Here is a 22949-nt window from a genome sequence, read left to right as displayed (position 1 = left end):
ACGCTGACCCAATTCACCGCCGGAGGCCTCGACTATAACTACCCGTGCCCAACAGTCCCGCCGAACCCGCCGGCCCCGCAGCCTGAGGAAGTCCCGACGCCCGCTCCGGCGCAGACGCCGGAGCAATCTCCCCGCCCCGCGTACGCCCCCCACCCCATCAGCTACCGCACCTCCCAGACCAATACGTTCGCGGACGGCCCCGGCGCCGGGTTTCATTAACCGATCGCCACCCCCGGGCCATCCATCCCGGTCCCTTGAAGCCAGGGCCGGGGAGGGCGTGGAACGCCCCCACCCTGCTCGGAAGAGCCGCTAACCGATCCCCGGCATGCGGCGCGGGCCCCGATTGAGGACCGCACCGCAGCATGCACCGCCCTGTCGTTTGGATAGTGCCCGCGCCGCAGCCATGGGAGGCTGCCGTCACAGTGTCCAGCAGTGAGTGATTGCCTGTACGGTTACTGCAATTGATTCTCATTAGTCGTCGATAGGGATTTTGCCATGCATGAAGGAGCTTTTCACCACGGACGGCATGCGGCGGTACTTGCCGTAGCGGCAGGAACCGTGTTGGTGCTGGTCGGTTGCGGCACGGCAGGAACAGGGTCCGCACCCGCTGCGGGCGCAACCGTGGAGGTAGTAACGTCCACCGACGTCTACGGGGACATCGCCCACGCGATCGGCGGAGACAAGGTACACGTCACCCCGATCATCCACACCACCGGCCAGGACCCGCATTCCTACCAGGCCACAACGCAGGACAAGCTGGCTGTGTCCAAGGCGCGGCTGCTGATCGAAAATGGCGGCGGCTACGACGATTTCTTCAGCACTCTCGCCACGGACACCTCCGGTGACCGTCAGCTCATCGACGTCACCAGGCTCTCCGGGTTGTCCCCGCAGCCCACTACGGCCCCGGATTTCAACGAACACCTCTGGTACAACTTCGACACCATGACAGCGGTCGCGGAGACCGTCTGCAAGGACCTGGCCGGCATCGACCCGGCCGACACCGCGACCTACACCGCCAACACCGAACGGTTCAAAGTCGGCCTCGCCAAGCTCAAAGACCGCGTCACCGCCCTGAAAGCACACCACACCGGCGACAGCGTTGCCATCACCGAGCCAGTCCCCCTCTACTTGCTCCAGGCCGCCGGTCTCGTCAACAAAACCCCCGCAGAATACAGCCGTGCCGTCGAAGCCGGTCACGACGTCCCCGTCTCTGTCATGAAGGACACCCTTGACCTGATCTCCGGCAAATCCGTGAAATTCCTGGCCTACAACAACCAGACCGAAGGTCCCCAGACCACGGCCCTCAAAGACGCCGCCACGAACGCAGGCGTCTCCGTGATCGGGTTCACGGAAACCCTCCCGGAAGGCCAGACCTATCTGCAATGGATGAGCGCCAACGTCGACCACATCGAAAAAGCCCTGCAGGGCTGACCCGGAGGCGATCACACCTGGTCCTAGAACGTCCCGCGTCAATTACCGGGTCTGGCCCGGCTTTCTCTAGAGTGGAGACCGGCAACATCGAATGGAAGGGCGGGGATTGGTATGAGAGCTCCGTTGCGCTTCCCTCGAGCCGTCGCCTTTACCGCCGCTATGTTTGCCCTGGCGGTGGGTGCCCATGTGCTGGCTGGCGGTTCCCTTCCGGAGCCGGCTATCTTCGCCGGGCTCGTCGCCCTGGTACTCGCACCGGTGACGATCCTGGCCAAAATCAGGATCACCGCACCGGTGATGGCCGGCCTCCTGGGCGCCGGCGAGCTGGTCCTGCACGAGGCCTTCGATGCCCTGTCGGTGGCGACAGGGTTCACTCCCGTTCCCGCCGGGCACCTGCACGGCACCGGACCGGTGCCCCCTTCGGCCGCGGCCTTGATGCCGGAGCACGCAGCAGCGCCCGGTGCGCTGATGCTGATCCTGCACGCTGCAGCGACGCTGACCACCGCCCTGGTCCTGGCCCGCGGTGAGGCCGCCGTGTGGGCACTGACCGCGTGGCTGAGACCCCTGGTCCGGATCCTGACGGCGGTGGTCATTCCTGACTGGCCGCACCTTCCAGCCCCGCACCGCATCGCCGTTCCTTCCCGGTGGAGAAGCCTCAGGCTGCCCGCGCTGCGCGGGCCTCCGCCCAATCAGCCCGTTCTCTGAGCGGCACCTGACCCTACGCTGCTGACCCCGCCGGCCCTGCCCACAAGCAGGGGCTCCGCTGCAGTTCAGCCGTGTTCTCCTCTCTCTTGCGCCGCCGCCCAAGCGGCGCTTTGGCGCACCCATTTTTGGAAGGCTAATCATGAAAACCTCAATCCGTCGTACCCTCAAAACCATTACCGCCGTCACCGCGTCGGCCGGGATGATCGTCCTGGGCGCCACCGCGGCCTCCGCCCACGTCACGGTTAACCCGGACGACACCGGAGCCAACGGCTACTCGCACCTGACGTTCAACGTCCCGAACGAATCCCCGACCGCGAAGACCAGCAAACTCGAGGTCAAGCTCCCCGCCGACACCCCGTTCACCTCGGTCTCGGTCAAACCGGTCGAGGGCTGGAGCGCCCAGGTCATCACCAGCGACCTGCCCAAGCCGGTCACCGTGTCCGGGACGACGGTCACCAAGGCCCCGAGCTCCGTGGTCTGGACCGCCGACGCAACGCACCAGCTCGGGCAGAACGAATACCAGGCGTTCTCACTCTCCGTGGGCAAACTCCCGGCAGCGGGGACGACCGTGATCCTGAAGGCGGCCCAGACCTACACCGACGGGACCGTCGTGAACTGGGACGAGCAAAGCGCCGAGGGCCAGCCCGAGCCCATGCACCCGGCCCCGTCCTTCACCACCACCGCTGAAGACGGCACCGCCCCCGCTACAGCATCAGCCGCAGCGTCCCCGGCGGCCGCGACCCAGACGTCGGAGACTTCCAGCGATGGCGCGTCGGTGTGGGGTGTTGTCCTGGGCGCTGCCGGATTCGTCCTCGGCGCAGCCGCGCTGGGCCTGGTCCTGGCCGGCCGGCGCACCCGCACAGCGGCCAAGTAGCGCAGGTACGTAACAACGCCCGCGGGGCTGTGGCGGGACCTCCTCCGTCCCGCCACAGCCCCGCGGTTCCCCCCTCTGAAAGGACCCGCCCATGAAGACGACACTCCGTCACGGTCCTGGAGGCCGGCTCGCCCGATGCCTCCTGATCCTGGCAACCGCAGCGCTCCTGATGGTCCCGGCCGCGGCCGCGCAGGCCCACGATGTCCTCGAGGCCACAGAGCCGGCCAACGGCTCCGCGGTCCGCACCGTTCCCGCGAAGATCGGCCTGACCTTCGACCACACCCCGATTGCCATCGGCTCCGTCGTGCGCGTTCAAGATTCCACCGGCACCGACCAGGCCGACGGGCCCGTGGCCATCGTCGACAACCATGTCTCCCAGGCGGTCAAAACCGACGCCCCGGACGGCAAATACACGGTCATCTGGCGGGTCGTTTCCTCCGACGGTCACCCCATCGAAGGAACCTTCACGTTCACCGTCGACGCCGCAAGCCCCACCGCCGCGGGGACCCCGTCAACGGCGCCGGCCGCGGCAGGCACCGGCGCGGGCCTCCAGACCGAACTGATCACCGCGGGAGCGATAGCCGCCGTCCTGGTGATTGCGTTGGTCGTGGCGGGATTCCTCATCAAGCGCCGGCTCCGCAGCCCGGAATCCAACCGCTAAGCAGCGAAATCTTCCGGCCCCTTTGGCCTCCCCGCTTTCTCGTCAGGCGGCCAATGGGGCCGCCTGCTGCTGCGCCGGTGTGAAGGTGGTGCCGTCGCGGAGCATGGCCCACAGGACGTTGAACCGGCGCCGGGCGAGGGAGAGCATCGCCTGGACGTGGGTCTTCCCTTCGGCGCGTTTGCGATCGTAATAGCGGCGAGAGGTAGGACAGGATTTCAGTGCGGAGAGCCCGGAGAGGTAGAAAACGCGCAGGAGCCGCCGGTCGTACCGTCGTGGTCGGTGGTGATTTCCGCTGATCCGTCCGGAGTCCCTGGGGGCCGGTGCCAGTCCGACCACACCGGCCAACCGGTCAGCGGACTGGAAGACCGTGAGGTCACCGCCGGTGGCGCCAAGGAATTCCGCGGCCAGGACGGGCCCGAAGCCGCGCATGCTGAGCAGGGCCGGCGTGTGCCGGTGTTCGGTGACCTTCTCGCTGATCAGCAAATCGAGCTCTGCAAGTTCCTCGTTCAGGGTCAGGATTTCCCGTGCGATTGCGGCGACGATCAGCTCTCCGAGGTGCTGGGCCGGAACCGAGGTGTACTGGGATTTCGCGGCCTCGACTGCTGCTGCGGCGACGGAAGCGGAGGAGCGGGCACCCTGTTTCTTCAACCAGGCGTGCAGCCGTTTCTGGCCGGTGCGGCGGATCCCGTCCGGGGTCCGATACTGACTCCGCAGCATGAGTGCGGCTTTGGAGCGGCTGTAGTCAAAGGCCCGCTCCAGCGGGGAAGTATTCGAGCAGCTGGGCCTGCAGCCGGTTGATCGCCCGTACCCTGTCCGCGGATTTGTCGGCACGACGGGCGGTCAGGAGCCGCAGCCCAGTGCTGATCTCATCCCCTGCCCGCAGCGGTTGGAGGTCCTTTCGCATCCTTGCCTGGTCGGCGATCACGGCGGCGTCTTTCGCATCTGTTTTGCCTTCGCCGCGGTAGAGCTTGGAGGCGTGGTGGACGATCCTGCCCCGGATGTAGAGGATCCTCTGGCCGTGGGCGACAAGGATGGCGATCAGCAGTGCCGGACCGCCGTGATTCTGGTCCGTTGCCCAGATGACCTCGTCGCCGTCTCCGAGTTTCAGGACGTTGGCGATGAGTTCGAGCAGCGCGGGTTCGTCGTCGGGGAACTTCTGCGAGAGCAGCCGTGTTCCGTCGGCGTCGATCACGACGCAGTGATGATGGGCTTTGCCGGCGTCGATACCGGCCCAGAGTTTCTCCAAAACAGCCTCAAGCGAAACGGCCAGGCCGGTCCCGCCCCGGCCCAGCCAAACAGCCGGATCGATGTGATGGACCATAACGTCCGACGTGCTCTCGCCCATCCCCGTCGTGAGCACCTTCGCCTCCCAGAACCCGGCCGTGATCTCCGGTACCTTGACGCCGGCCAAACATGCGGCAGCATCTCCCCGGATCGGCACCACGACCTCCAGGACGCCAGCCACGGCGCCGCTTCGTGAACTGTCCTGCTGCCGTGAATCTCTCATCCCGCGTTGACCCCCATAGTCCCTGCCGATACCTGAATACCACAACGCATCCGGACCCTAGCCGCTACACAGCGCATCTTTTTGAGGAGCCGGGTCGCCTGCCGGACGCGCATGGCGATCGCGGCCGGTGAGCTGCGCGAGTCCGAAAGCTGGCAAGTTACCGTGAGTTCGGCGACCAACCGGTTAACGGTTCGGGAACCTTCTCCATGGATGCCCCGAAAACGCCGGTGCGTGCTTCCGAACGGATAAGACTCAGGGGGACAAATCCGCACTCTGGCGCTGCTGCGCCGAAAGGTCTTAATCCCATGACTTCAGCAAGAACCACAGGCGTGGCCGCTGCCGCGCTCCTCGGTGCCGCCCTGCTGGGCGGCACCGCCGTCGCGCCCTCCATGGCCGACGCCGGCCATCACGCGAACCAGGATCCCCGGGACAACGCTTCCAGCCAGCGGGAGGGCCAGGAGGGCCAGGACGGCAAGGTGGCCAAGCACGTCCTCCTGCTCTCGGTGGACGGCCTGCATCAGAAGGACCTCGACCGGTACGTCGCGGCGCATCCGCAATCGGCGCTGGCCGCACTGGTGAACCACGGCACAAGTTACACCCACGCACAAACTCCCGTGCCCTCCGATTCCTTCCCCGGCATGGTCGGACAATTCACCGGCGGCAATCCAGGAACGACCGGGATCTACTACGACGACACGTTCAACCGGGCACTCCTGCCCGCCGGCACCACCGACTGCAAGAACACTGTCCCCGGAACCGAAGTGGCCCTGACCGAGGCCGCGGACAGGAATCCGAACGCGCTTGACGCCGGACAGGGCCTGACCGGGTTGCCCTCCACCATCATGAACATGACCGGCCAGCCGGTATCACAGCTCAATCCGGCAGCCCTGCCCGTGGACCCCGCCACGTGCAAGCCCCTCTACCCGCATCAGTACCTGAAGGTCAACACGGTCTTCGAAGTTGCCAAAAGCGCGGGCCTGACTACCGCGTGGTCGGACAAGCACCCCGCGTATGAAATCCTCAACGGCCCCTCCGGCAAGGGAGTGGATGATCTCTTCACGCCCGAGATCAACAGTCAGGCACCCGCACCGTTCACCGGCGACTGGTCGCAGGATAACGCCGCAACCCAGCAGTATGACGGCTACAAGGTCCAGGCGGTACTGAACGAAATCGGCGGGAAGGACCACTCCGGGACACAGGCCGCGGCCGTGCCGGCAGTCTTCGGCATGAACTTCCAGTCCGTCTCCACCGCCCAGAAGCTGCCGACATCAGACGGACTCCCGGGCGGCTACCTTAGCGGCGGCGGCGTGCCCGGGCCCCTGCTGAGCAAGGCCCTGGATTACGTGGATTCCTCCGTCGGTAAGCTGGAGTCGGCCTTGTCGGCCTCCGGGCACGCCGAGGACACGACCATCATCCTCTCGGCGAAACACGGACAGTCACCGATGGACCCGAACCAGCTCACCAGGGTTCCGGACAGTACGATCATCGACGGCCTCAATGCGGCCTGGAAGGCCGCCCACCCGGCGTCGGCGGACCTGGTGGCATTCTCCACCGACGACGACATCATGCAACTCTGGCTCTCCGACCACTCCCCGGCCGCAGCGCAGTTCGCCAAGGAATACCTCACATCCCACCCGGCCGCCGGCAGCGACATCAACAGTGCCCCCCGGACGGTCGCAACCTCGGGACTCAGCACGGTCTACGCAGGCAGCGAGGTCGCCGGATACTTCGGCACGAAAACCAGCGACGCACGCTACCCCGACATTCTGGGCATCGCAGGGACCGGCGTCGTCTACACCGGCGGTAAATCAAAAATCGCCGAACACGGCGGAGCCTCCGCTGACGACCGGGACGTGCCCCTCGTCGTCTCCGGCGGCAAGGACGATAATGCCCGCACCGTGACCAGCACTGTCGAAACCACGCAGATCGCCCCGACAATCCTCAAAACCCTCGGCCTCGACCCGAACAAACTGCAAGCAGTGCAGATCGAGGGAACCAGAGCGCTCCCCCAGCACTGACCCACCCACCGCCCCGACGGAAGGGGCGTCGCTCACGGCCTTAGAGCCTGACGCGGACCGCCCCCGCACAGAGATTGGCGGCCACGTCCCCGCCGTCACGTCGGCTAAGCAAGACCCTCCCCGGGGACGACGCCCCGAGGAGTAAGTTGCGTCATGTCGCAGTACTGACCATGCTGTGGCCGATGCCAGCGACCACCGATCACGCCTCTTTCCCAGGCCTCGGTAACGGCATCGGCTTCAGCCTGCGTCAGCGTGCCAACCGTCACGGACTTGTCCAGCCTGGTCTTCATCGCCGCCGCGCGTTTCGCGTGCTCTGCGGCACGAATGTCGGTCAAGGCTGTGGCGACCTTCGCCTCCTCGATTCCCAGGGTCGTACCCAGCGACTTGGCTATCGCTGCGTCCATGGCGGCGTGGTCACGTTCGGTGCCCTCCGCCGGCCTAGTGGCGGGCTTGTTGGCATCGTGCTGTCCGAAAACTGTCCTGGACCTGTGAGTGCCGGCGGAGAACCGGGGGTGCTTGAGCTATTCGAGGGCCATCGGATTCGCGATTTCAGGGTTGGATATACCCCGTGTGGAGACACAAAATGCCTCGACGGCGTTTGCCCGATAATCAGGAACGCATGATCTGGCATTGACTGCCTGCCTTGCGCGGGGCGCCAGCCAGTCCACCATCCAGGGCGGGCTCGCTGGCGTCCCAGGCAGTCAAAGCCTCGTTGCTGTCACCGGAGACGTCGTTCAGCCACCCCGAAAAATTCAGGGGCGCCGGAAGGGACCCTGGTATCGGCGCCGGAGCCCCTGTTCGGCTGTTGATGATCACGTCATCGATGTAGATGTCCGCCCGCTGCCGGTCGTGTTCGGACCCGAGCTGGACCATGTCGACCGTGGTCGCGCTGACGTTGACGGTGTGGTTCGCATAGGCGGACTTCCCGTCCCACCAGATTTGTACTCCCGTCGCCTGGCCCTCGGGGACAACGTGCATCACCAGATGATGCCAGGTGCCGAGGCGTACGTTGGGCGCCAACGGGGCATAGGCGTACCCCTCGGGTGACAATGCGCGGAGCATGACATCACCGGTGATGTTTTTCCGGAGGACATCGACGATCCGGGAGCCGGCGGAAAAGAAGCGGAAGAACGGAACGTCGCTCCCTGCGATGCCCTCGGCCGCAATATTGAACCAGCCATCCGCGTAGACCTCGGCCGTCCCCGCTGCCAGGCCAACAGACATTTTGGCGACAGAGGCGGCGTCGGTGGTGGTGTGCAGGAAGGCCCCGCACGCCGGTGAGTGGGACGACGCCAATGAGACGTTTGCGGTACCTGTCCCCGACGTGAAGACGTTGAATCCCGTCAGGGTTCCCGACTCGAAGTTCGTCGCAACGGCGACCGCCCCGGGATACGGATCCACCGGCACCGCAGAGACGCTGGCGCAGGTAAAAACCGCAGCCGACGCTGTGCCGGACGTTGACACGGCGAGACCGCGATAAGTCAGAGCAAGGATGCCCGCGAGGCAAAGCCCAAAAAACCGGTTCATCGATCGGCCCTCCAACGTCGGTGTTAACTGACAACTCCGCGTTTCGCGCCCGTTCTGTTGTTCGACACCATGGAGAGCCCTGGTTCTGCAATGCCTCCGTGCTGTCGAACGACGGTGCCAACGGGGTTGCCCCAACAGCGATGATGTTCACACAATAAGCCCCGGCAACTGGAGTAAATCTTGGGAAGAAGCAACTGGGGACTTACAGCCGGTAGTTGTTCGCCTGGACTGGGCCCCACAGGGCTGAGGAGCGCCAAGCAAACAGCGAGAACGAAGCCTTGGTTGGGCAGCTGAGGTGCTTTGGGAGCTTTCATGCGTCTGCCGAAGACAACCCGGCAGGCCAGACGGCGGCGGGCTCCTCTGCGGTCGATTCCGCCGTATCGCGGCCGGACCCGGTTTTGATGATCGTCGAGCCTAGGGCGGTGACCGGGACCGCGAGGAGGGCACCAATGACGCCGGCGAGCATGTTTCCGGCCACGAGGGCCAGCAGGACGGCCGCGCCGTGGATGCTGGGGACCTTGCCCATCAGGACCGGCTGCAGACCGGCTCTTGCCTGTGCCCGGCTGTTAGTCCTGGTTTCTGCTTGTTTCAGGTTCTGCGGTGCCGGGCCTCAGGCGACCTCGGCGGGTCCGAGCTGACCGGGATCTCCGGCGTGCACGGGGTCTTCCCCGCCATGAGCTCGTCCCCGGGGAGGAAAGCGCGGTCGGCGTTTCTTGAGCGTGGAGATCGCCGCTTGCCGATGCCCCGCTGCAGGCTTAGCCGCCGGATTTGATCGCCGCGAGCAGGGCTGTCCCGTCGGGACTGCCGAGCCCGGTGCAGGGATCCCAGCCGGTCGCGGCCCGGTACGTGCCGTTGTTTCCCGTGGTGACGTCGTGGAACCCGGCCGTCCGGCTGTAGAGCAGAGGCTGGATTTGGCCGAACCGCCGGCCTGTTGACTGGGCGAACAAGGCGATCAGTGCCGCCCAGAGGGGGGCGACGGCGCTCGTGCCGCCGATGACCATGTCCTTGCCATCAACCCTGACCCTGTAGCCGGTCTGAGGGTCGGCGACGGCGCTGACGTCCGGGACGCCGCGGCCATGGACCCCGGGGGTGGGCTTTGGTACCGGCCTGTGGTGGCGGACGTGGGCGGTCAGACCGCTCTGCCAGGCCGGGACGGGGAACGTGTCGCTGTAGCCGCCACCCGTGGCTGAGTTCGGTCCGTCATTCCAGACGGTTTCCGATCTGATCGTTCCGGTGGCCGGGTCCGCGTCGAGGCGGGTGCCGCCGCAGGCCAGTACGTGCGGGCTGGAGGCCGGAAAGTCCGCATGGTCTTTGCCGTCCGTGGCCGCGTCGGCGCTGCCGTTATCCCCTGCCGCAGCCGTGACTGTCACGCCCATCGCCGCGGCATCGGCGAGCGCCTGATCAAACGCGGTCCGTGCCTGGGCGGTCCACGCGTCCTCGTTCTGGCCCCAGCTGATACTGATCGAGGCCGGCGACGGTGCGGCATGGGAGGCGTTGATGATCGCGTCGAGGAACCCTGCGTCAGTGTTCGGCGCGAAGTAGACGACTATGTCCGCCTTCGGTGCCAGAGCGCCGACTACTTCGATGTCGAGCAGCACTTCCCCGTCTGCCCCCGTGGGGTCCTGCCCGGGCTGGTTCGCCGCGCCGTCGACGCCCACTGCGGTCACCTTTGGGCCGGCAATCCCCAGGCCTTGGAAATAGGCGTCCAGGTCCCCCTGACCGACGCCGCCGCCGAGTTCTAAGATCGCCACGCTCTGACCGGTGCCGTCCGCGCCGGGTGGGAAATTGTAGATTCTGGCCAGTTCCGGCGGGGTGTAGCTGGTGCCGGCTGCGGCCAGCGGGATCGCATGGAACTGCGCCCGCGCCTGGGGTCGGTCGTCAAGGCCAAGGACGGCCGTGACGATTCCGTCAAGCTCAGCCGGTATCTGCAGGCCCCCGGTCCGGTGCCGGTGGGTGATGTCGTGCCCGTGGGGCCCGCTGCTGGTTACTTCCTCCAGGCTGGTGCCGAAGATCCGGCTGAGCTCTTCCACAGTCCCCGCCAGCCGCAACCGGCGGGAAGCCGGGTCCGCTTCGAGGATGTCCGCCCCGAGCCGCGTAAACGTATCGGTCGCAAGACGCAGGTCCCCGGAGGAGGCTCCGTGGCGGGCCGCGAGTTCGTCCCGGGACATCGGTTCGGCGGGCATCTGCGTCAGCGGTTCCTGACGGCGCAGGATCACGGTCACCTCGATTCTGCGGGAAGGATCGACGGGACCATGCGTGGCCTGGATCCTTGCAGCCGCCGGGCGTTCCGAGCCGGCAAGCGGGACACTGTCCCCGGCGTTGTTCGGTGTGGCGTTCTGATCAGACATGAAAGTGCTCCGTTCGTTGGACCATCATCGTTCAGGGCTTCGTTTTTGTCAGGGGAACACCGTTCGACGGCAGGAGTGTCCCGCCGCCGCACAGCATCACCGGCGCCACCGGGACAGATGCAGCCGCGGGAGGTTCCTGCAGCGGGCTGGGTTGGGGGCCGGGACGGAAGGGTAACGAGCCCACCTGTAGTGAGCGTGCCGCTTGTGGGGCTGAGCCGACGTTGGCGGTTTGCCCTGGATCGGCCAGTCCGATACAACGTTGGCCAGTAGGGCGCCACGTCCCGAAAGTAGTTGTCAGTGGTGTGGTCGTTCTGGGGCACCACCACAACGCGTTTAGTTCTGCTGTCCGCCATGACATCCCCGTTGCCTCGGCCGGATCACCCGGGCGTTTACTCGGTCACCAACGAGACTACTCCCAAGCTGTCCCCGGCGTCCTGACCGTACTCGCCTCTAAGGAAGTTCCACATACATCACAGCTACGCCCTCGAACCGGGAAGCAGAAACGATCTACACGTGTGATACGCGGTTGTCGGGATTCATGCGGCGCCTCGCGATACTCCACTTATTTGGCGAAGCTCCGGCCAAATAGCGGTTGACCGGAGCTTCGGACCATTATGAGGGGCTGAACCTTAAGGTTTGCTGGGAAGGCCGGCCGAAGAAAGCCCGGGCTACGCCGGGAACTCGGGCCGCCCTCCGACCAGTTCCCTCAGGGACGGATAGCTGTCCTCGCGTTAGCCCTAACCGATAATGAGCATGGCCACGAAGTAAATGGCGCCGCCGGCCACACAGTAGATGGCGAACGGTGTCAGTGTCCTGGATTCGAAGAACCTGAGCAGGAATTTTGTGGCGAACCATGCGGCGACTGCGGAGCAGAGGGCACCGACAAGGTAGGCGGGACGCTCGTCGGCCATTGCAGGGCTGAGCAGCTCCGGGAGTTTGAGCACGGCGGCAGCCCCGATGATGGGGGTGGCGAGCAGGAAACTGAAGCGGGCGGCGTTTTCGTTATTCAGTCCTGAAAGCAGGCCTCCGACCATGGACGAACCGGACCTGGAAATACCGGGCACGAGGGCCGCGGCCTGCGCCGCACCAATGCCCAGCGCCTGTTTCCAGGAAAGAGTCGTGGCGATCCGGGCATCCGAACCAGGACCGTCCGCGGCGGAGCCTGCCGGATCCTGTCCCTGGGCGGAATGTGTTCCGGCGCGCGGCCGTTCGCGCCGCCGGAGGCGTTCTGCGGCGAACAGGACCAGCCCGTTGAGGATCAGGAAGGCGGCCGCGATCAACGGGGAGGCGAACAGTGCACGGATGGGTTTCTCCAGGACCAGGCCTAGGATGCCCGCGGGAATAGTTCCGATGATGAGCAGCCAGCCGAGTTTCGCGTAGGTGTCGGAGGGGCTGACCTTCCGGTCCCTGAAGGATCGGACCAGTCCCTTGAAGATTTCGATCCAGTCTTTGAGGAAGAAGATGAACAGCACGATGGCGGTGGCCAGGTGTGTGGCAATGAGGAAGGTCAGAAACGAGGGCGAGTTCTGGTCCAGGTTCCACCCGAGCAGCTTCGGAAGAATGACGCTGTGGCCGAGGCTGGAAATGGGAAAGAGCTCGGTAAGGCCCTGGAGAAGGCCAAGAACGGCAGCCTGGATCATAGTTATCATTCCGCGAGCTTATCCGGGTCCGGTGGCCGCCAAGAAACGGTGTTGGAGGTCATCCCTGACCTCCGCGAACCGCCGATGTTGTCGCCAGCCGCCGCGGCGTGAAATCTACGCGCCGGGGGTCCGCTGCCTTGCAGGGTCACACCGGAACAGCCCCCGCCGAGTTCTTTGCCGCGGCGAGACCGGTTGGGTGCGTCAGTGGACGAGGCCCGAGACGAGGTTGATGACGGTGGCCAGGACGATGGCGCCAAGGACGTAGGACAGGAGCGCGTGACGGAGGGCGGTGTAACGGATCGCGTCGGTTGTCAGGTCGGTGTCCGAGACCTGGAAGGTCATGCCGATGGTGAACGAAAGGTAGGCGAAGTCCCCGTAACGCGGCGGCTTCTTTTCGTTGAAGTCCACCCCCTCGTTTTCCCGGTAGTAGACGGTGGCGTAGCGGAGCGTGAAGAGAGTCTGCACCAACAGCCATGACAGCGTGACGCTACCCAGTGCCAGGGCGATGATGGCCGCCTTCAGGCCGCCCTGGGTGGATCCTGCTTCCAGCAGGATTAAGGCGACACCCCCGAAGCTCCCTGCCGTCGCCGCCAGCACCAGCACGTCCGAGACGACCCGGCCCGGATCCTCACCGCGGGCGCGGGCGTGGGCGGCGGTGCCCGCGGCGTCCAGACGCCCGATCACTGACCATACCCAGATCAGGTAGGTCAGCGACGCGGCCGCCCACCCGAGCGCCGGGGCGTAGGCCCAGGACCCCAGATTCCCGACGGCCACGGCGACGGCCAGCCCGACGGCGGCCATAGCGGCCAGCCGCACGCCTGAACGGTGGACAGGGGTGCTGAAAGTTGAAATGCTCATCGGCCGATCATGACATCCCGGGGTGGCAGAACGTCCGCAATCGGTGTGTCGCTCAACTTCACCGACGCGTCTGAAAGGGGTTCCCAGCAACAGTCAGTATCATGGGCGGGTCCGAATGCCCCCGGAGAGGTAGCCACATTGCGTCACGATTTGCCCGGCCCGGATTCCGGCGCCCCCGTCCCCTATCCAGGTCATGGCACCCTGGTTGAGAGCAGCCGCAACCACCCGGGCCGGCGGCGGCCGCTCTGGCTCAAGATCACCGGCATCGCCGCCGCACTGCTGCTGCTGGGAGTCCTCGCTTTCGGTGGGTACTGGCTCTGGCGCCTCCAGTCGAACATCACCACCTCCGCCCTCGGAGCCGGCGGCCTCCGGACCGAAGGGCCTGTCGATGACAGCAAAGACCGTCTGCAGATCCTCGTCCTGGGCAGTGACACAAGGAGCGGGAAGAACGGACAATACGGCACCGCGGACCAGTCTTCGGGGTACGGTCAGTCCGATGTGATGATGCTGCTGGACATCTCCGCCGACAACAACCACGTCAACGTCATCAGTTTCCCGCGGGACCTCCTCGTCGACGTTCCCGCATGCAAGGACCGGACCACAAACCAGCAACACGATGCCCGCCAAAACGTCATGATCAACAGCGCGATGGCTGACGCCGGCATCGGCTGTGCCGTGGACACAGTGAACAAGCTCACCGGTTTGGAAGTGGACCACTTCATGATGGCTGACTTCAATGCCGTGAAGGAACTCTCCAACACCGTCGGCGGCGTCGACGTCTGCGTCAACGCCGCCGTCTCCGACCCCGAATCCGGACTCCGTCTGCCAAAGGGCATCTCCCAGGTCCAGGGCGACCAGGCCCTGGCCTTTCTGCGCACCCGCCACGGCTTCGCAGATGGCGGAGACCTGGGCCGGATCAAGGCCCAGCAATCCTTCCTGGCCTCCCTCACCCGGAAGCTGAAGGCCGACGGTACCCTCGGCAACCCCCAGAAAGTCCTGGCCATCGCCGACACCGTGACCAAGAACCTGACCGTCGATGACGGCCTCGCCTCGGTTCCGACGATGCTGACCCTCGCCGACCGGCTCAAGAACATCGACCCGGCCAAGGTCAACTTCATCACCGTACCGACCGTACCGGCACCCTCGGATCCCAACCGGCTCGGCCTCGACCAACCCGCGGCAGGCAACCTATTCGCCATGCTCCGCCGCAGCGCCGACCTCAGCCGGCCCGCCCCGGCGGCTCCCCCGTCCACGGACCCGTCCACCACGGCAGCGAAGCCCGGCTATGACAAGGCCCTCCAGCCAGTCACCATCGCCAACGGCACTAACGTGCCCGGCAGGAGCAGCGAAATCGGCGCTCTCGTGACCGGGGCCGGTTTCACCAACGTTTCCCGGATCCAGGCGCAACCGCGGCCCGAGACGTTCGTCTACTACGGCCCCGGCTTCGCCGACGTCGCCGCTGACGTCGCCGCGATGTTCGGACTTCCCCCGGAGCGCGTGCAGCCGGCTCCGGGCGTCCAGGGCGTTCAGCTTTACGCGGGACAGGATTTCGCGATCGGCACCCAGCCCTCGCCGGCCGCTGAAAAGCCCAACGATGTGGTTGCCCAGACGGCCAACGACCAGACCTGCCAGGCCGCCAACACGGGCGGCTAGGCCGCCTCCGCACCTGATGCCGAATATCGCCCGGCCAGCTGACGGGCGACTCCGGCACTCCGCATGGGCGGCGGCCCCGGGCTCATTGCGGTTACCACGGCCGCCCGTGCCCCCGTCGCGTGCGCGGGTAGCATGGCCGGATCGGGGCGGGCCATCCTCAACCCCGCGGATGCGAAGGAAGCGACGATGGCCACACAAAGCAAGCCTTCCCAGTCGGAAGGCACCCCACGCAGTCGGTTACGTGAAGGAAAGAACCGCTGGACGCGCCCGGGTCACGGACCCATCCGGGACTTTCCGTCCAGGACCGCCACATGATCCTCGACGTCGACAAGCCCGGCCACGCCACCCGCCGGTTGCGCCGGGAGATTCTGGGCACCTACCTTCTAAGGGTCGCCGCAGCCGGAGCCGGCATGATGAACTCATCGCCGTCTTCGTGTGCCTCGACCCGGTCTCCGACGCGCACCTGAATCCTGTCGTGACCCTGGCCTTCGCCCTTCGTGGACTCTCCCTGGCGCAGGGTCCCGTGCTCACTGCCGGGGCTAAGGCTTGCGTGACGACGGACCTGGTCCCCGCAGGACGGGGAGGAGGCGTGGACGGATCCGGTCCGGGACGCGGAATCCCCGGGCCGGCCGCGGGCTAGCCGGCTTCGCGGCCGTGCGCCTGGACGCTTCGGCGTCTTCGGGATTCGGGTTGGTGCGGGTGACGGCGAGGATCATGCCGATGCCTGCCAATGAGGAGACCATGGCCGAGCCGCCGTAGGAGATGAACGGCAGCGGGACGCCGATGACCGGAAGCAGTCCGCTGACCATGGCGATGTTGATCACGGCCTGTCCGATGATCCAGGTGATGACGCTGCAGACAAGGACGCGGGAGAAAGCATCCCGGGTGCGGGCTATGGTTTTGAAGATGGCGACGGCCAGGATAGCGAACAGCCCGAGGACCAGCAGGGTGCCGGCAAGGCCCATTTCCTCGCCCAGGATCGTGAAGATAAAGTCGTTGTGGGCTTCGGGAATCCAGTTCCATTTCTCCCTGCTCTGCCCGAGACCGGCCCCGAACCAACTGCCGGAGGCCAGCGCGTATTGGCCGTTCAGGGCCTGGTAACCCAGTCCTTGGGAATCTTCCGTGGACCCCGCGCCGAGCCAGGAAGAGATCCGGCCCATGCGGTTGCCGCTGGTTGCTGCCAGGACCAGTGCCGCCACGGCGGAAGCCAGCGAGGCGACCCCGATGACTTTCATCGGAACACCGCCGTAGAACAGGGTGGCGGCGAGAATGATCATGATGATTATGGTCGTGCCCAGGTCATGGCCCAGGGCGACGAAGGCCATGATGACCGCGCCCACGGGCAGCACGGGGATGACCGCGTGCTTCCACTGGACCAGAAGTTTCTGCTTCCGGTTCAGGACCGATGCGGCCCAGACGATAAGCGCGAGTTTGGCGAATTCGGAGGGCTGGGCTGTGAACCCGCCGACGTTCAGCCAGTTCCTGTTGCCGTTCACCGTCATGCCCAGGGGCGTGAAGACCAGAGTCAAGGCGATGGTGGCGGCGATGAGCATTGGCCAGGCCATCTTCCGGATAAGCCGGACCGGTAACCCGGCCAGGCCCAGCATGATGACGACACCGGTGAGGGTCCACATGCCCTGCTTCAGGGGCAGGTCATACGGGTTGACCCCGGAGGCGACGGACTCGACCGACGATGCCGAGGCTACTTCGACCAGGCCGATCGCCGCCAGGGTCAGGACAACAGCCAAGATGACCGGCCGCTGCCGGTCAGTGGTTTCGTCCGCCAGCCACCTTCTGACTCGGCCCGACGAGCGCTTTGGCAGGTTTCGGTGTGTCAGCGGCTTTGGCGTTGCAGTGGTCATCGTTTTGCTCCGTGGGTTCCGTCGGGCTCTGGTGCCCACTCCGGTCCGCTGCGCGGACATCCAGCACTCGAGAACAATATGTCCTTTGTCCGTATCGACGGCCGATGACAGGCATTGCGCGGCCGTGTCGGAGGGATTGTCCCGGTTCGGGTCGCGGGAGGGAAGTAGGAATTCCTGATCGTCCCCAGGCCGGCGCCGGCCGCTGGCCGTGCGGTCAGCCGGCGCCGGCCGCTGGCCGTGCAGTCAGCCGGCGCTGGCCGCTCCGAAGTAAAACGGCGGCCACCTGAGCCCGGAAAGACGGCGCCGCCGCGGCGGGTCAAGCTGCAAAGTTCGTCGCGCTGTCTCCGCTCACCGGCCCGACCACCACGTTTCTGTCCGCCGGAGGCTCCTCCCTGCTGGCGAGCTGGATCATCATTGCCCTGCAGTTTCGCATCAGCGACGCCGCCCGCAGACCCGGCGCAACCGGCCCGCTCCCGACCACGCTCGACGCGGCCGGGCGCGCCCCTCCGGCAGCCTCTCGAGCAATGACGATCCTGTCAGGCCCGCCCTCGTCTTACAGGATGCGTTCGGTGATTCGGTCGGCTACGCGCAGGGCGTTGGCGATGATGGTCAGGGTCGGGTTCACCGCGCCGATGGAGGGCATGAAGCTGCCGTCGACGACGTAGAGGTTGTCCAGGTCGAAGGCCTTGCAGTCGACGTCCAGCGCCGCAGCGGCCGGGTCGGTGCCAAACCGGACGGTTCCTGCCTGGTGTGCGGTGGCTGCGACGTCCATGTCCTTGTGCGGGTAGATGCTGCGCGCGAACGAGGCGGAGCGGGCATCGAGTCTGTTCAGAACGCCGTCGAAGGTTCTCCGGAGTCGTTTGACGCCCTCAATGTTGTTCCCTGGCTGGAGCGCCAGCTGGACGGAGCCGTCGGCGCGCAGCGCCACCCGGCTCTCGGGCAGGGGAAGGTCTTCCCCGGCCAGCCAGAAGTCCAGGGCGTGCGATGCGACCGCGCCGAAGACGGAGGACGGTCCGAGCCCGAACGGCTTGGGCGCTTCGGCTTTGATCTGCCAGTCGTCGGATTTTCCCAGCATCTGGATATTTCCCATCGGATAGTCCCATTGGGCACTCGGACCGTAGAAGTCGTTGAGGGCGAGTGTTTTCTGGAACACGGTGGGATTGGGGTCTTTGGACACGGCCATCAAGCCGACGTTGTTATGCCGCATGTAGTGCCGGCCGACGACGTCGGAGCTGTTCCCCAGCCCGCGGGGGTGCCGGTCGCTGGCTGACTGAAGCAGCAGTACCGACGAGAGGATCGATCCGGCCGAGAGGACCACGATGTCTCCGGCGAACGTACGGGTGCTTCCGTCTTCCATGGTGGCGTGGACCCCCGTGACAGTGCGGCCGGCGTCGTCGGTTGTGAGGCGTTCCACGGTTGCCCGGGTGATCAGCGTCAGGTTCGGATGGGCGGCCAGCGCCGGGCTCACCGCGGCTGTTTCCGCGTCGGCTTTGGCCCCGAGAAGGCAGGGGAAGCCGTCTACCCGGTCGCAGCGGATGCACCCGGACCCGACGGCGGCCGTGCCGTCGGGGTTCTGGTCCAGATTGATGCCAAGGGGCAGGTGGAAGGGGTGGAGACCGAGCTGTTCGAGCCCGTCGGAGAGTTCCTGAATCCGTGGTTCATGTTTCACGGGCGGGTGCGCGTAGTCGTGGCTAAAGGGCCCGGCGAAGGGATCCTCGCCGTGGCGCCCGTGGCCCATGTACTGGTGTTCGGCTTGGACATAGTACGGTTCCAGGTCCGCGTAACTGAACGGCCAGGCCGGGGAGATACCGCCATAGTGGCGGATTTGTCCGAAATCCGCCGGCGTAAGCCGGAAAAGCGCTGCGCCGTAGACCTTTGAGTTGCCGCCAACGGCGTAGTGCAGCCCTGGATGGAACGGTTTGCCGGTCCCGTCATAGAAGGTTTCGGATGCTGTGTAGCGGCCCTTCCCAAACACTTCGCGGGAGTCCCAGTTGGCCCGCTCGCGTTTGAGGTAGTCCCCGCGTTCCAGAAGCAGGATTCGCTTGCCTGTCCTGGCCAGCCTGCCCGCCAGGGTACCGCCGCCGGGCCCGCTGCCTATGACGACGACGTCGTACCGATCCCCCGCTTCGGTGGAGGGCTCGTTCACAGTCCGACGCTCCCCTGCATGATGCCGCCGTCGATGAACACCGACGTCGATGTCAGATACGCGGCAGTGTCGGAGGCCAGCATAACGGCCATGCGGGCTATTTCCTCCGGCTTGGCCATGCGCCCCAGCGGTATGGCGGCATCCAGGGATTTTAGTTTCCCGGGATCGGCCATGGTGGAGGCGTTGATGGGGGTCTCCACCGCGCCGGGGCAGAGGTTCAGGACCCGGATGCCGTGTTGGCCCAGCTCGACCCCGGCCGTACGGGTGAGCATCCGCATTCCGCCCTTGGCCACGCAGTAGGCGGTGTTGCCCGGCATCGGCCAGTCCTCGTGCACGGAGGAAATATTCAGGATAACGCCGGCCGTACCCTGGGCGATGAACTGCCGGGCCGCCAGCTGGGTGCCGAAAAAGGCGCTCTTGAGGTTGATATCGAGCACTTTCTGGTATTGCTCCTCGGAGGTCTCCAGCACGGATGTGCGGGTTTCAATTCCGGCGTTGTTGACCAGGACGTCCAGCCCCCCGAAGGTCTCGACGGCCGTTTGGACGAGTGCCTGCAGACCCGCAACCGTGCTGATGTCCGCATCCAACCCGACGGCTTTACCGCCCGCTGCCTCGATCCGGGCGATCAGGGATGAGGTTTCCTCAGGGTGCGCGACGTAGTCGATGACGATGTTGGCACCCGCGGCGGCCGCGGCGATGACGATCGCCTCACCGATTCCGCTGTTGCCGCCCGTTACGATAACTGTCTTGTCTTTCAGCAGCATGGCCGTGTTCCGTCCTGTTGAGTCCCCCGGCCGGGGCCGGCGCAGTGCATTGCACAGTCCAGGACCGGGGCGGGCGCGCCGGGTGTGGGCGACGTAGGGCTCATCGTACCCAGTCTTGCTGGGTGCAAATGAGGTGGGCGACCATGGCCGTCCAGCCGGTCTGGTGCGACGCGCCGAGACCGGCACCGGTGTCACCGTGGAAGTATTCCGAAAAGGTCGGGTGGATGTCCCAGAGTGGGCCCGCACCGAAATCACGCGGGGTGCCGGGCCTGCGGCCATCCGTGCTGGGGCGGAACAGAGACACGAGGCGGTCGTGGAGGGCGTCCGCCACCGCGGACAACGGCACCAGTTGCGATGACCCCGTGGGGAACTCCACCTCGACTTCGGAACCGGCTCCCTGGGCCAGGATTTTGAGGGCATCTGCCAGCAACACATTGATGGGGAACCAGATAGGACCCCGCCAGTTCGAATTCCCGCCGAAAAGTGCCGAGTCAGACTCCCCCGGGTTGTACTGAATGCACACCTGCTGGCCATCGACGTCGGTGCTGAACGGAACCCTGTACGCAGCGGAGAGTGCACGCAGCCCGTGTGGCGAGAGAAACTCTCCCTCATCGAGCAGGAACCGCAAGAGCCGGACGGTCCGTGCCCCGTCGAGGAGGGAAAGGGATCTGCCCACTGCGCCCGGGGCGCACTGGACACAGCGCCATGCGGCGTTGCCGGCAGCGGCCTCCGGTCCGGCGGCCGGGATAGTGGGCGGCTCTCCGCCGGCCACGTGCCCCTGCAGAACGTGAAGTTTGTGGAGGAATCCCTGCATGCCGGCCAGGGAGTGTCCGGGGATCGCGCAGACGGCCAGCAACGGAAGAAGCCCCACCATGGACCGGATCTTGAGTTGCTCTGATGACCCGTCCGGACGTATCAGCACGTCATAGAAGAAGCCGTCCTCTTCATCCCAGAGATCAGTGTTCTGGCTGCCGAAGTTTTCCATGGCCTGCGCGATCGCGTAGAAACGGTCCAGGAACGTGACGGCCATTTCTTCCCACACTGGATCTGTCGCGGCCAGTTCCAGCGCGATCCGCACCATCCCCAGACAGTAGAACGCCATCCAGCTCGTCGCGTCCGACTGCTCGAGCCGGTAGCCTGGCGCCAGGGGCGCGGACCTGTCAAAGAGCCCGATGTTGTCCATCCCGAGAAAGCCTCCCTCAAAGAGGTGGTTGCCGTCGGCGTCCTTGCGGTTGATCCACCAGGAAAAATTCAGCAGCAGTTTGGTGAAGATCCGAATCAGGAAGTCCGTGTCCCGGCCGCCGTCGAGCTGATAGATCTGCCACGCCGCCCAGGCCTGGACGGGCGGGTTCACGTCCCCGAGCGCCCATTCATACGCCGGGAGCTGGCCGTTCGGGTGCATGGCATATTCCCGGCAGAGCAACATCAGTTGGTCCTTGGCAAACACCGGGTCAATATGGGCCAGAGGGACGGAATGGAAGGCCAGGTCCCAGGCAGCGAACCACGGGTATTCCCATTCGTCGGGCATGGAAATGACATGGGCCAGTTCCAGGCCCGTCCAGGCAACATTCCGCGGGGCTGCAGCGCCGGGCCTGTTCCGGCGCTGCACCGGGGGCTCTGGCTGGGCCGGGTCTCCTTCGAGCCATTCCTCCACCGCATAGCGGTACAGCTGTTTGCCCCACAACAGCCCGGCGAAGGCGCGGCGCGCAATGTGGGAGTCGACGGCGGCTGTGCCGGAGGGCAGCACCGTTGCATAGAACTCGTCCGCTTCCTCGCGCCGGGTGGCCACGAGTCCGTCGAATTCCTGCCCGAAGGCGTCCCCGGGCATCGATGAGGAGCGCAGACGCAGTTGCACCGAAACGGAACCGCCGGCGGGCACAGCATCGAAGTGATACCAGAGGGCGGCCTTCGTACCCGTGTTCTTTGGGTTGGTAGCACCGGCGTCGCCGTGAACAACCGCCTTGTTGATCCCGTCCTTTGGGTACTGGGAGGCATTCGACTCCGTGCCAAAGAGAGCCACATCATCAGTCTCGTTATCACAAAACAGCACCCTGGGCACGACCGGGCCGCCGGGACCGGCCGCTGTTTCCCCCGCCAGGACATAGTCGCCGAGCGCGTGGTGCGCAGCCTCCACCCGGACCGGGCCGGAAACGGCGGCGTCATCGGAGCGGGCAGCCAGTTTCAGAGCAGGTTTTCGCCCGTCCCGGCCCCACGCCCAGGTATTGGTGAACCACAGCTGGGGCAGCAGGTCCAAGGGCGCCGCCTCCGGGCCGTGGTTGGTGGCGGTGATCGTAACGAGCACATCATCCGGGGCCGCTTTGGCGTGGCTGACGACGACGTCGAAAAATCGGTCCTCTGCCAGGACACCGGTGTCCGCGAGCTCGAATTCCGGTTCCTGCCGGGTCCGTCCGGCGTTCTCGCGAACCAATTGCTCGTACGGGAACGCGCCCTGCGGGTAGCGGTAGAGCCACTCGCCAAAGGAATGAGTGGGGGTGGCATCCAGTGCCCACCAGTATTCCTTGACATCCTCGCCGTGGTTCCCCTGCCCGTTGGTGAGCCCAAACAACCGTTCCTTCAGCCGGTCATCGCGTCCGTTCCACAGAGCCACGGAAAAATTCAGATACCCGCCGAGGTCACAGAAGCCGCCCAGCCCGTCCTCACCCCAGCGGTAGGCCCGGGCATGGGACTGCCCAAAGGGAAAGTACTCCCACGCATCCCCGTCCGCTGAATAATCTTCCCGCACCGTCCCCCACTGCCGCGCCGAGAGGTACGGACCCCACAATCGCCAGGGGTTTCCGGCACCGGCGCTGCCGGCGAGTCGATCATCTTCAACACTCATTTCGGTAGTCTCCCACGACTGGCTACCAGCGAAGACCGGACACAGACAGCAGCCGCGCGGAAAAGCGGCCTGTGGCCGCACGGCAGGCCTCCTGACCCGTGGCCGGGGCGGCGCTAACC

At 65.7% G+C, this 22949-nt stretch carries 16 protein-coding genes and 2 pseudogenes; 7 read left to right on the top strand and 11 right to left on the bottom strand.

Annotation, left to right across the window (positions count from 1 at the left end; genetic code table 11):
* The 5 genes and pseudogenes from AC1DES_RS16290 to AC1DES_RS16270 all read left to right on the top strand — a co-directional run.
* Positions 1-219, top strand: a pseudogene (locus tag AC1DES_RS16290) (hypothetical protein); the annotation flags it as partial.
* A gap of 276 nt (positions 220-495) precedes the next feature.
* Positions 496-1431 carry a metal ABC transporter solute-binding protein, Zn/Mn family gene (locus AC1DES_RS16285; RefSeq protein WP_476896745.1) on the top strand — a complete coding sequence of 312 codons (936 nt, stop codon included), beginning with the start codon at positions 496-498 and terminating at the stop codon, positions 1429-1431.
* 159 nt (positions 1432-1590) lie between these two features.
* On the top strand, positions 1591-2133 hold the full coding sequence (locus tag AC1DES_RS16280; protein ID WP_476896744.1) for a hypothetical protein: 543 nt from the start codon (positions 1591-1593) through the stop codon (positions 2131-2133).
* 139 nt (positions 2134-2272) lie between these two features.
* The gene (locus AC1DES_RS16275; RefSeq protein WP_476896743.1) at positions 2273-3007 is read left to right on the top strand and encodes a YcnI family copper-binding membrane protein; all 735 of its coding nucleotides are present in this window, start codon (positions 2273-2275) and stop codon (positions 3005-3007) included.
* Between the two features lie 91 nt (positions 3008-3098).
* Entirely contained in the window at positions 3099-3668 is a 570-nt protein-coding gene (locus AC1DES_RS16270) for a copper resistance CopC family protein (RefSeq protein ID WP_476896742.1), read from the top strand.
* 42 nt (positions 3669-3710) lie between these two features.
* Here the strand turns inward: AC1DES_RS16270 and AC1DES_RS16265 are convergent.
* A pseudogene (locus AC1DES_RS16265) lies at positions 3711-4914 on the bottom strand (IS110 family RNA-guided transposase).
* 566 nt (positions 4915-5480) lie between these two features.
* Between AC1DES_RS16265 and AC1DES_RS16260 the strand changes: the two are divergent.
* Complete coding sequence (locus AC1DES_RS16260) at positions 5481-7193, top strand: alkaline phosphatase family protein (RefSeq protein WP_476896741.1); 1713 nt, start codon at positions 5481-5483, stop codon at positions 7191-7193.
* Positions 7194-7297: 104 nt separating this feature from the next.
* Here AC1DES_RS16260 and AC1DES_RS16255 read toward each other — a convergent pair whose 3' ends face one another.
* From AC1DES_RS16255 to AC1DES_RS16230, 6 genes are all read right to left on the bottom strand, one after another.
* Positions 7298-7597 (bottom strand): hypothetical protein, encoded by a 300-nt coding sequence (locus AC1DES_RS16255; RefSeq protein WP_476896740.1) that lies wholly within the window; start codon positions 7595-7597, stop codon positions 7298-7300.
* Between the two features lie 205 nt (positions 7598-7802).
* The gene (locus tag AC1DES_RS16250) at positions 7803-8594 is read right to left on the bottom strand and encodes a polysaccharide lyase family protein (RefSeq protein ID WP_476896739.1); all 792 of its coding nucleotides are present in this window, start codon (positions 8592-8594) and stop codon (positions 7803-7805) included.
* A gap of 436 nt (positions 8595-9030) precedes the next feature.
* Complete coding sequence (locus AC1DES_RS16245) at positions 9031-9261, bottom strand: AI-2E family transporter (protein ID WP_476896747.1); 231 nt, start codon at positions 9259-9261, stop codon at positions 9031-9033.
* 214 nt (positions 9262-9475) lie between these two features.
* On the bottom strand, positions 9476-11068 hold the full coding sequence (locus AC1DES_RS16240; protein WP_476896738.1) for a S53 family peptidase: 1593 nt from the start codon (positions 11066-11068) through the stop codon (positions 9476-9478).
* A 737-nt stretch (positions 11069-11805) separates the two neighbouring features.
* Positions 11806-12717, bottom strand: coding sequence for an undecaprenyl-diphosphate phosphatase (locus AC1DES_RS16235; protein ID WP_476896737.1), 912 nt, complete (start codon positions 12715-12717; stop codon positions 11806-11808).
* Positions 12718-12909: 192 nt separating this feature from the next.
* Positions 12910-13566, bottom strand: coding sequence for a DUF1345 domain-containing protein (locus AC1DES_RS16230; RefSeq protein WP_476896736.1), 657 nt, complete (start codon positions 13564-13566; stop codon positions 12910-12912).
* A 138-nt stretch (positions 13567-13704) separates the two neighbouring features.
* Here AC1DES_RS16230 and AC1DES_RS16225 point away from each other — a divergent pair, with 138 nt between their 5' ends.
* Positions 13705-15219, top strand: a complete 1515-nt coding sequence (locus tag AC1DES_RS16225) for an LCP family protein (protein WP_476896735.1) — start codon at positions 13705-13707, stop codon at positions 15217-15219.
* Positions 15220-15758: 539 nt separating this feature from the next.
* Here the strand turns inward: AC1DES_RS16225 and ftsW are convergent.
* The 4 genes from ftsW to AC1DES_RS16205 all read right to left on the bottom strand — a co-directional run bounded on the left by ftsW (position 15759) and on the right by AC1DES_RS16205 (position 22830).
* The gene (ftsW, locus tag AC1DES_RS16220; RefSeq protein ID WP_476896734.1) at positions 15759-17081 is read right to left on the bottom strand and encodes a putative lipid II flippase FtsW; all 1323 of its coding nucleotides are present in this window, start codon (positions 17079-17081) and stop codon (positions 15759-15761) included.
* Positions 17082-17634: 553 nt separating this feature from the next.
* Positions 17635-19227 carry a GMC family oxidoreductase gene (locus AC1DES_RS16215; RefSeq protein ID WP_476896733.1) on the bottom strand — a complete coding sequence of 531 codons (1593 nt, stop codon included), beginning with the start codon at positions 19225-19227 and terminating at the stop codon, positions 17635-17637.
* Complete coding sequence (locus AC1DES_RS16210; RefSeq protein WP_476896732.1) at positions 19224-19991, bottom strand: glucose 1-dehydrogenase; 768 nt, start codon at positions 19989-19991, stop codon at positions 19224-19226. The genes AC1DES_RS16215 and AC1DES_RS16210 overlap by 4 nt, the downstream gene beginning before the upstream one ends.
* 100 nt (positions 19992-20091) lie before the next feature.
* A complete protein-coding gene (locus AC1DES_RS16205) occupies positions 20092-22830 on the bottom strand; it encodes an MGH1-like glycoside hydrolase domain-containing protein (protein ID WP_476896731.1) in 2739 nt (912 codons plus the stop codon).
* Positions 22831-22949 lie beyond the last annotated feature (119 nt).

This window comes from Arthrobacter sp. 05T442 (genome assembly GCF_056395945.1).
This window is presented reverse-complemented; position numbering and strand designations above follow the sequence as displayed.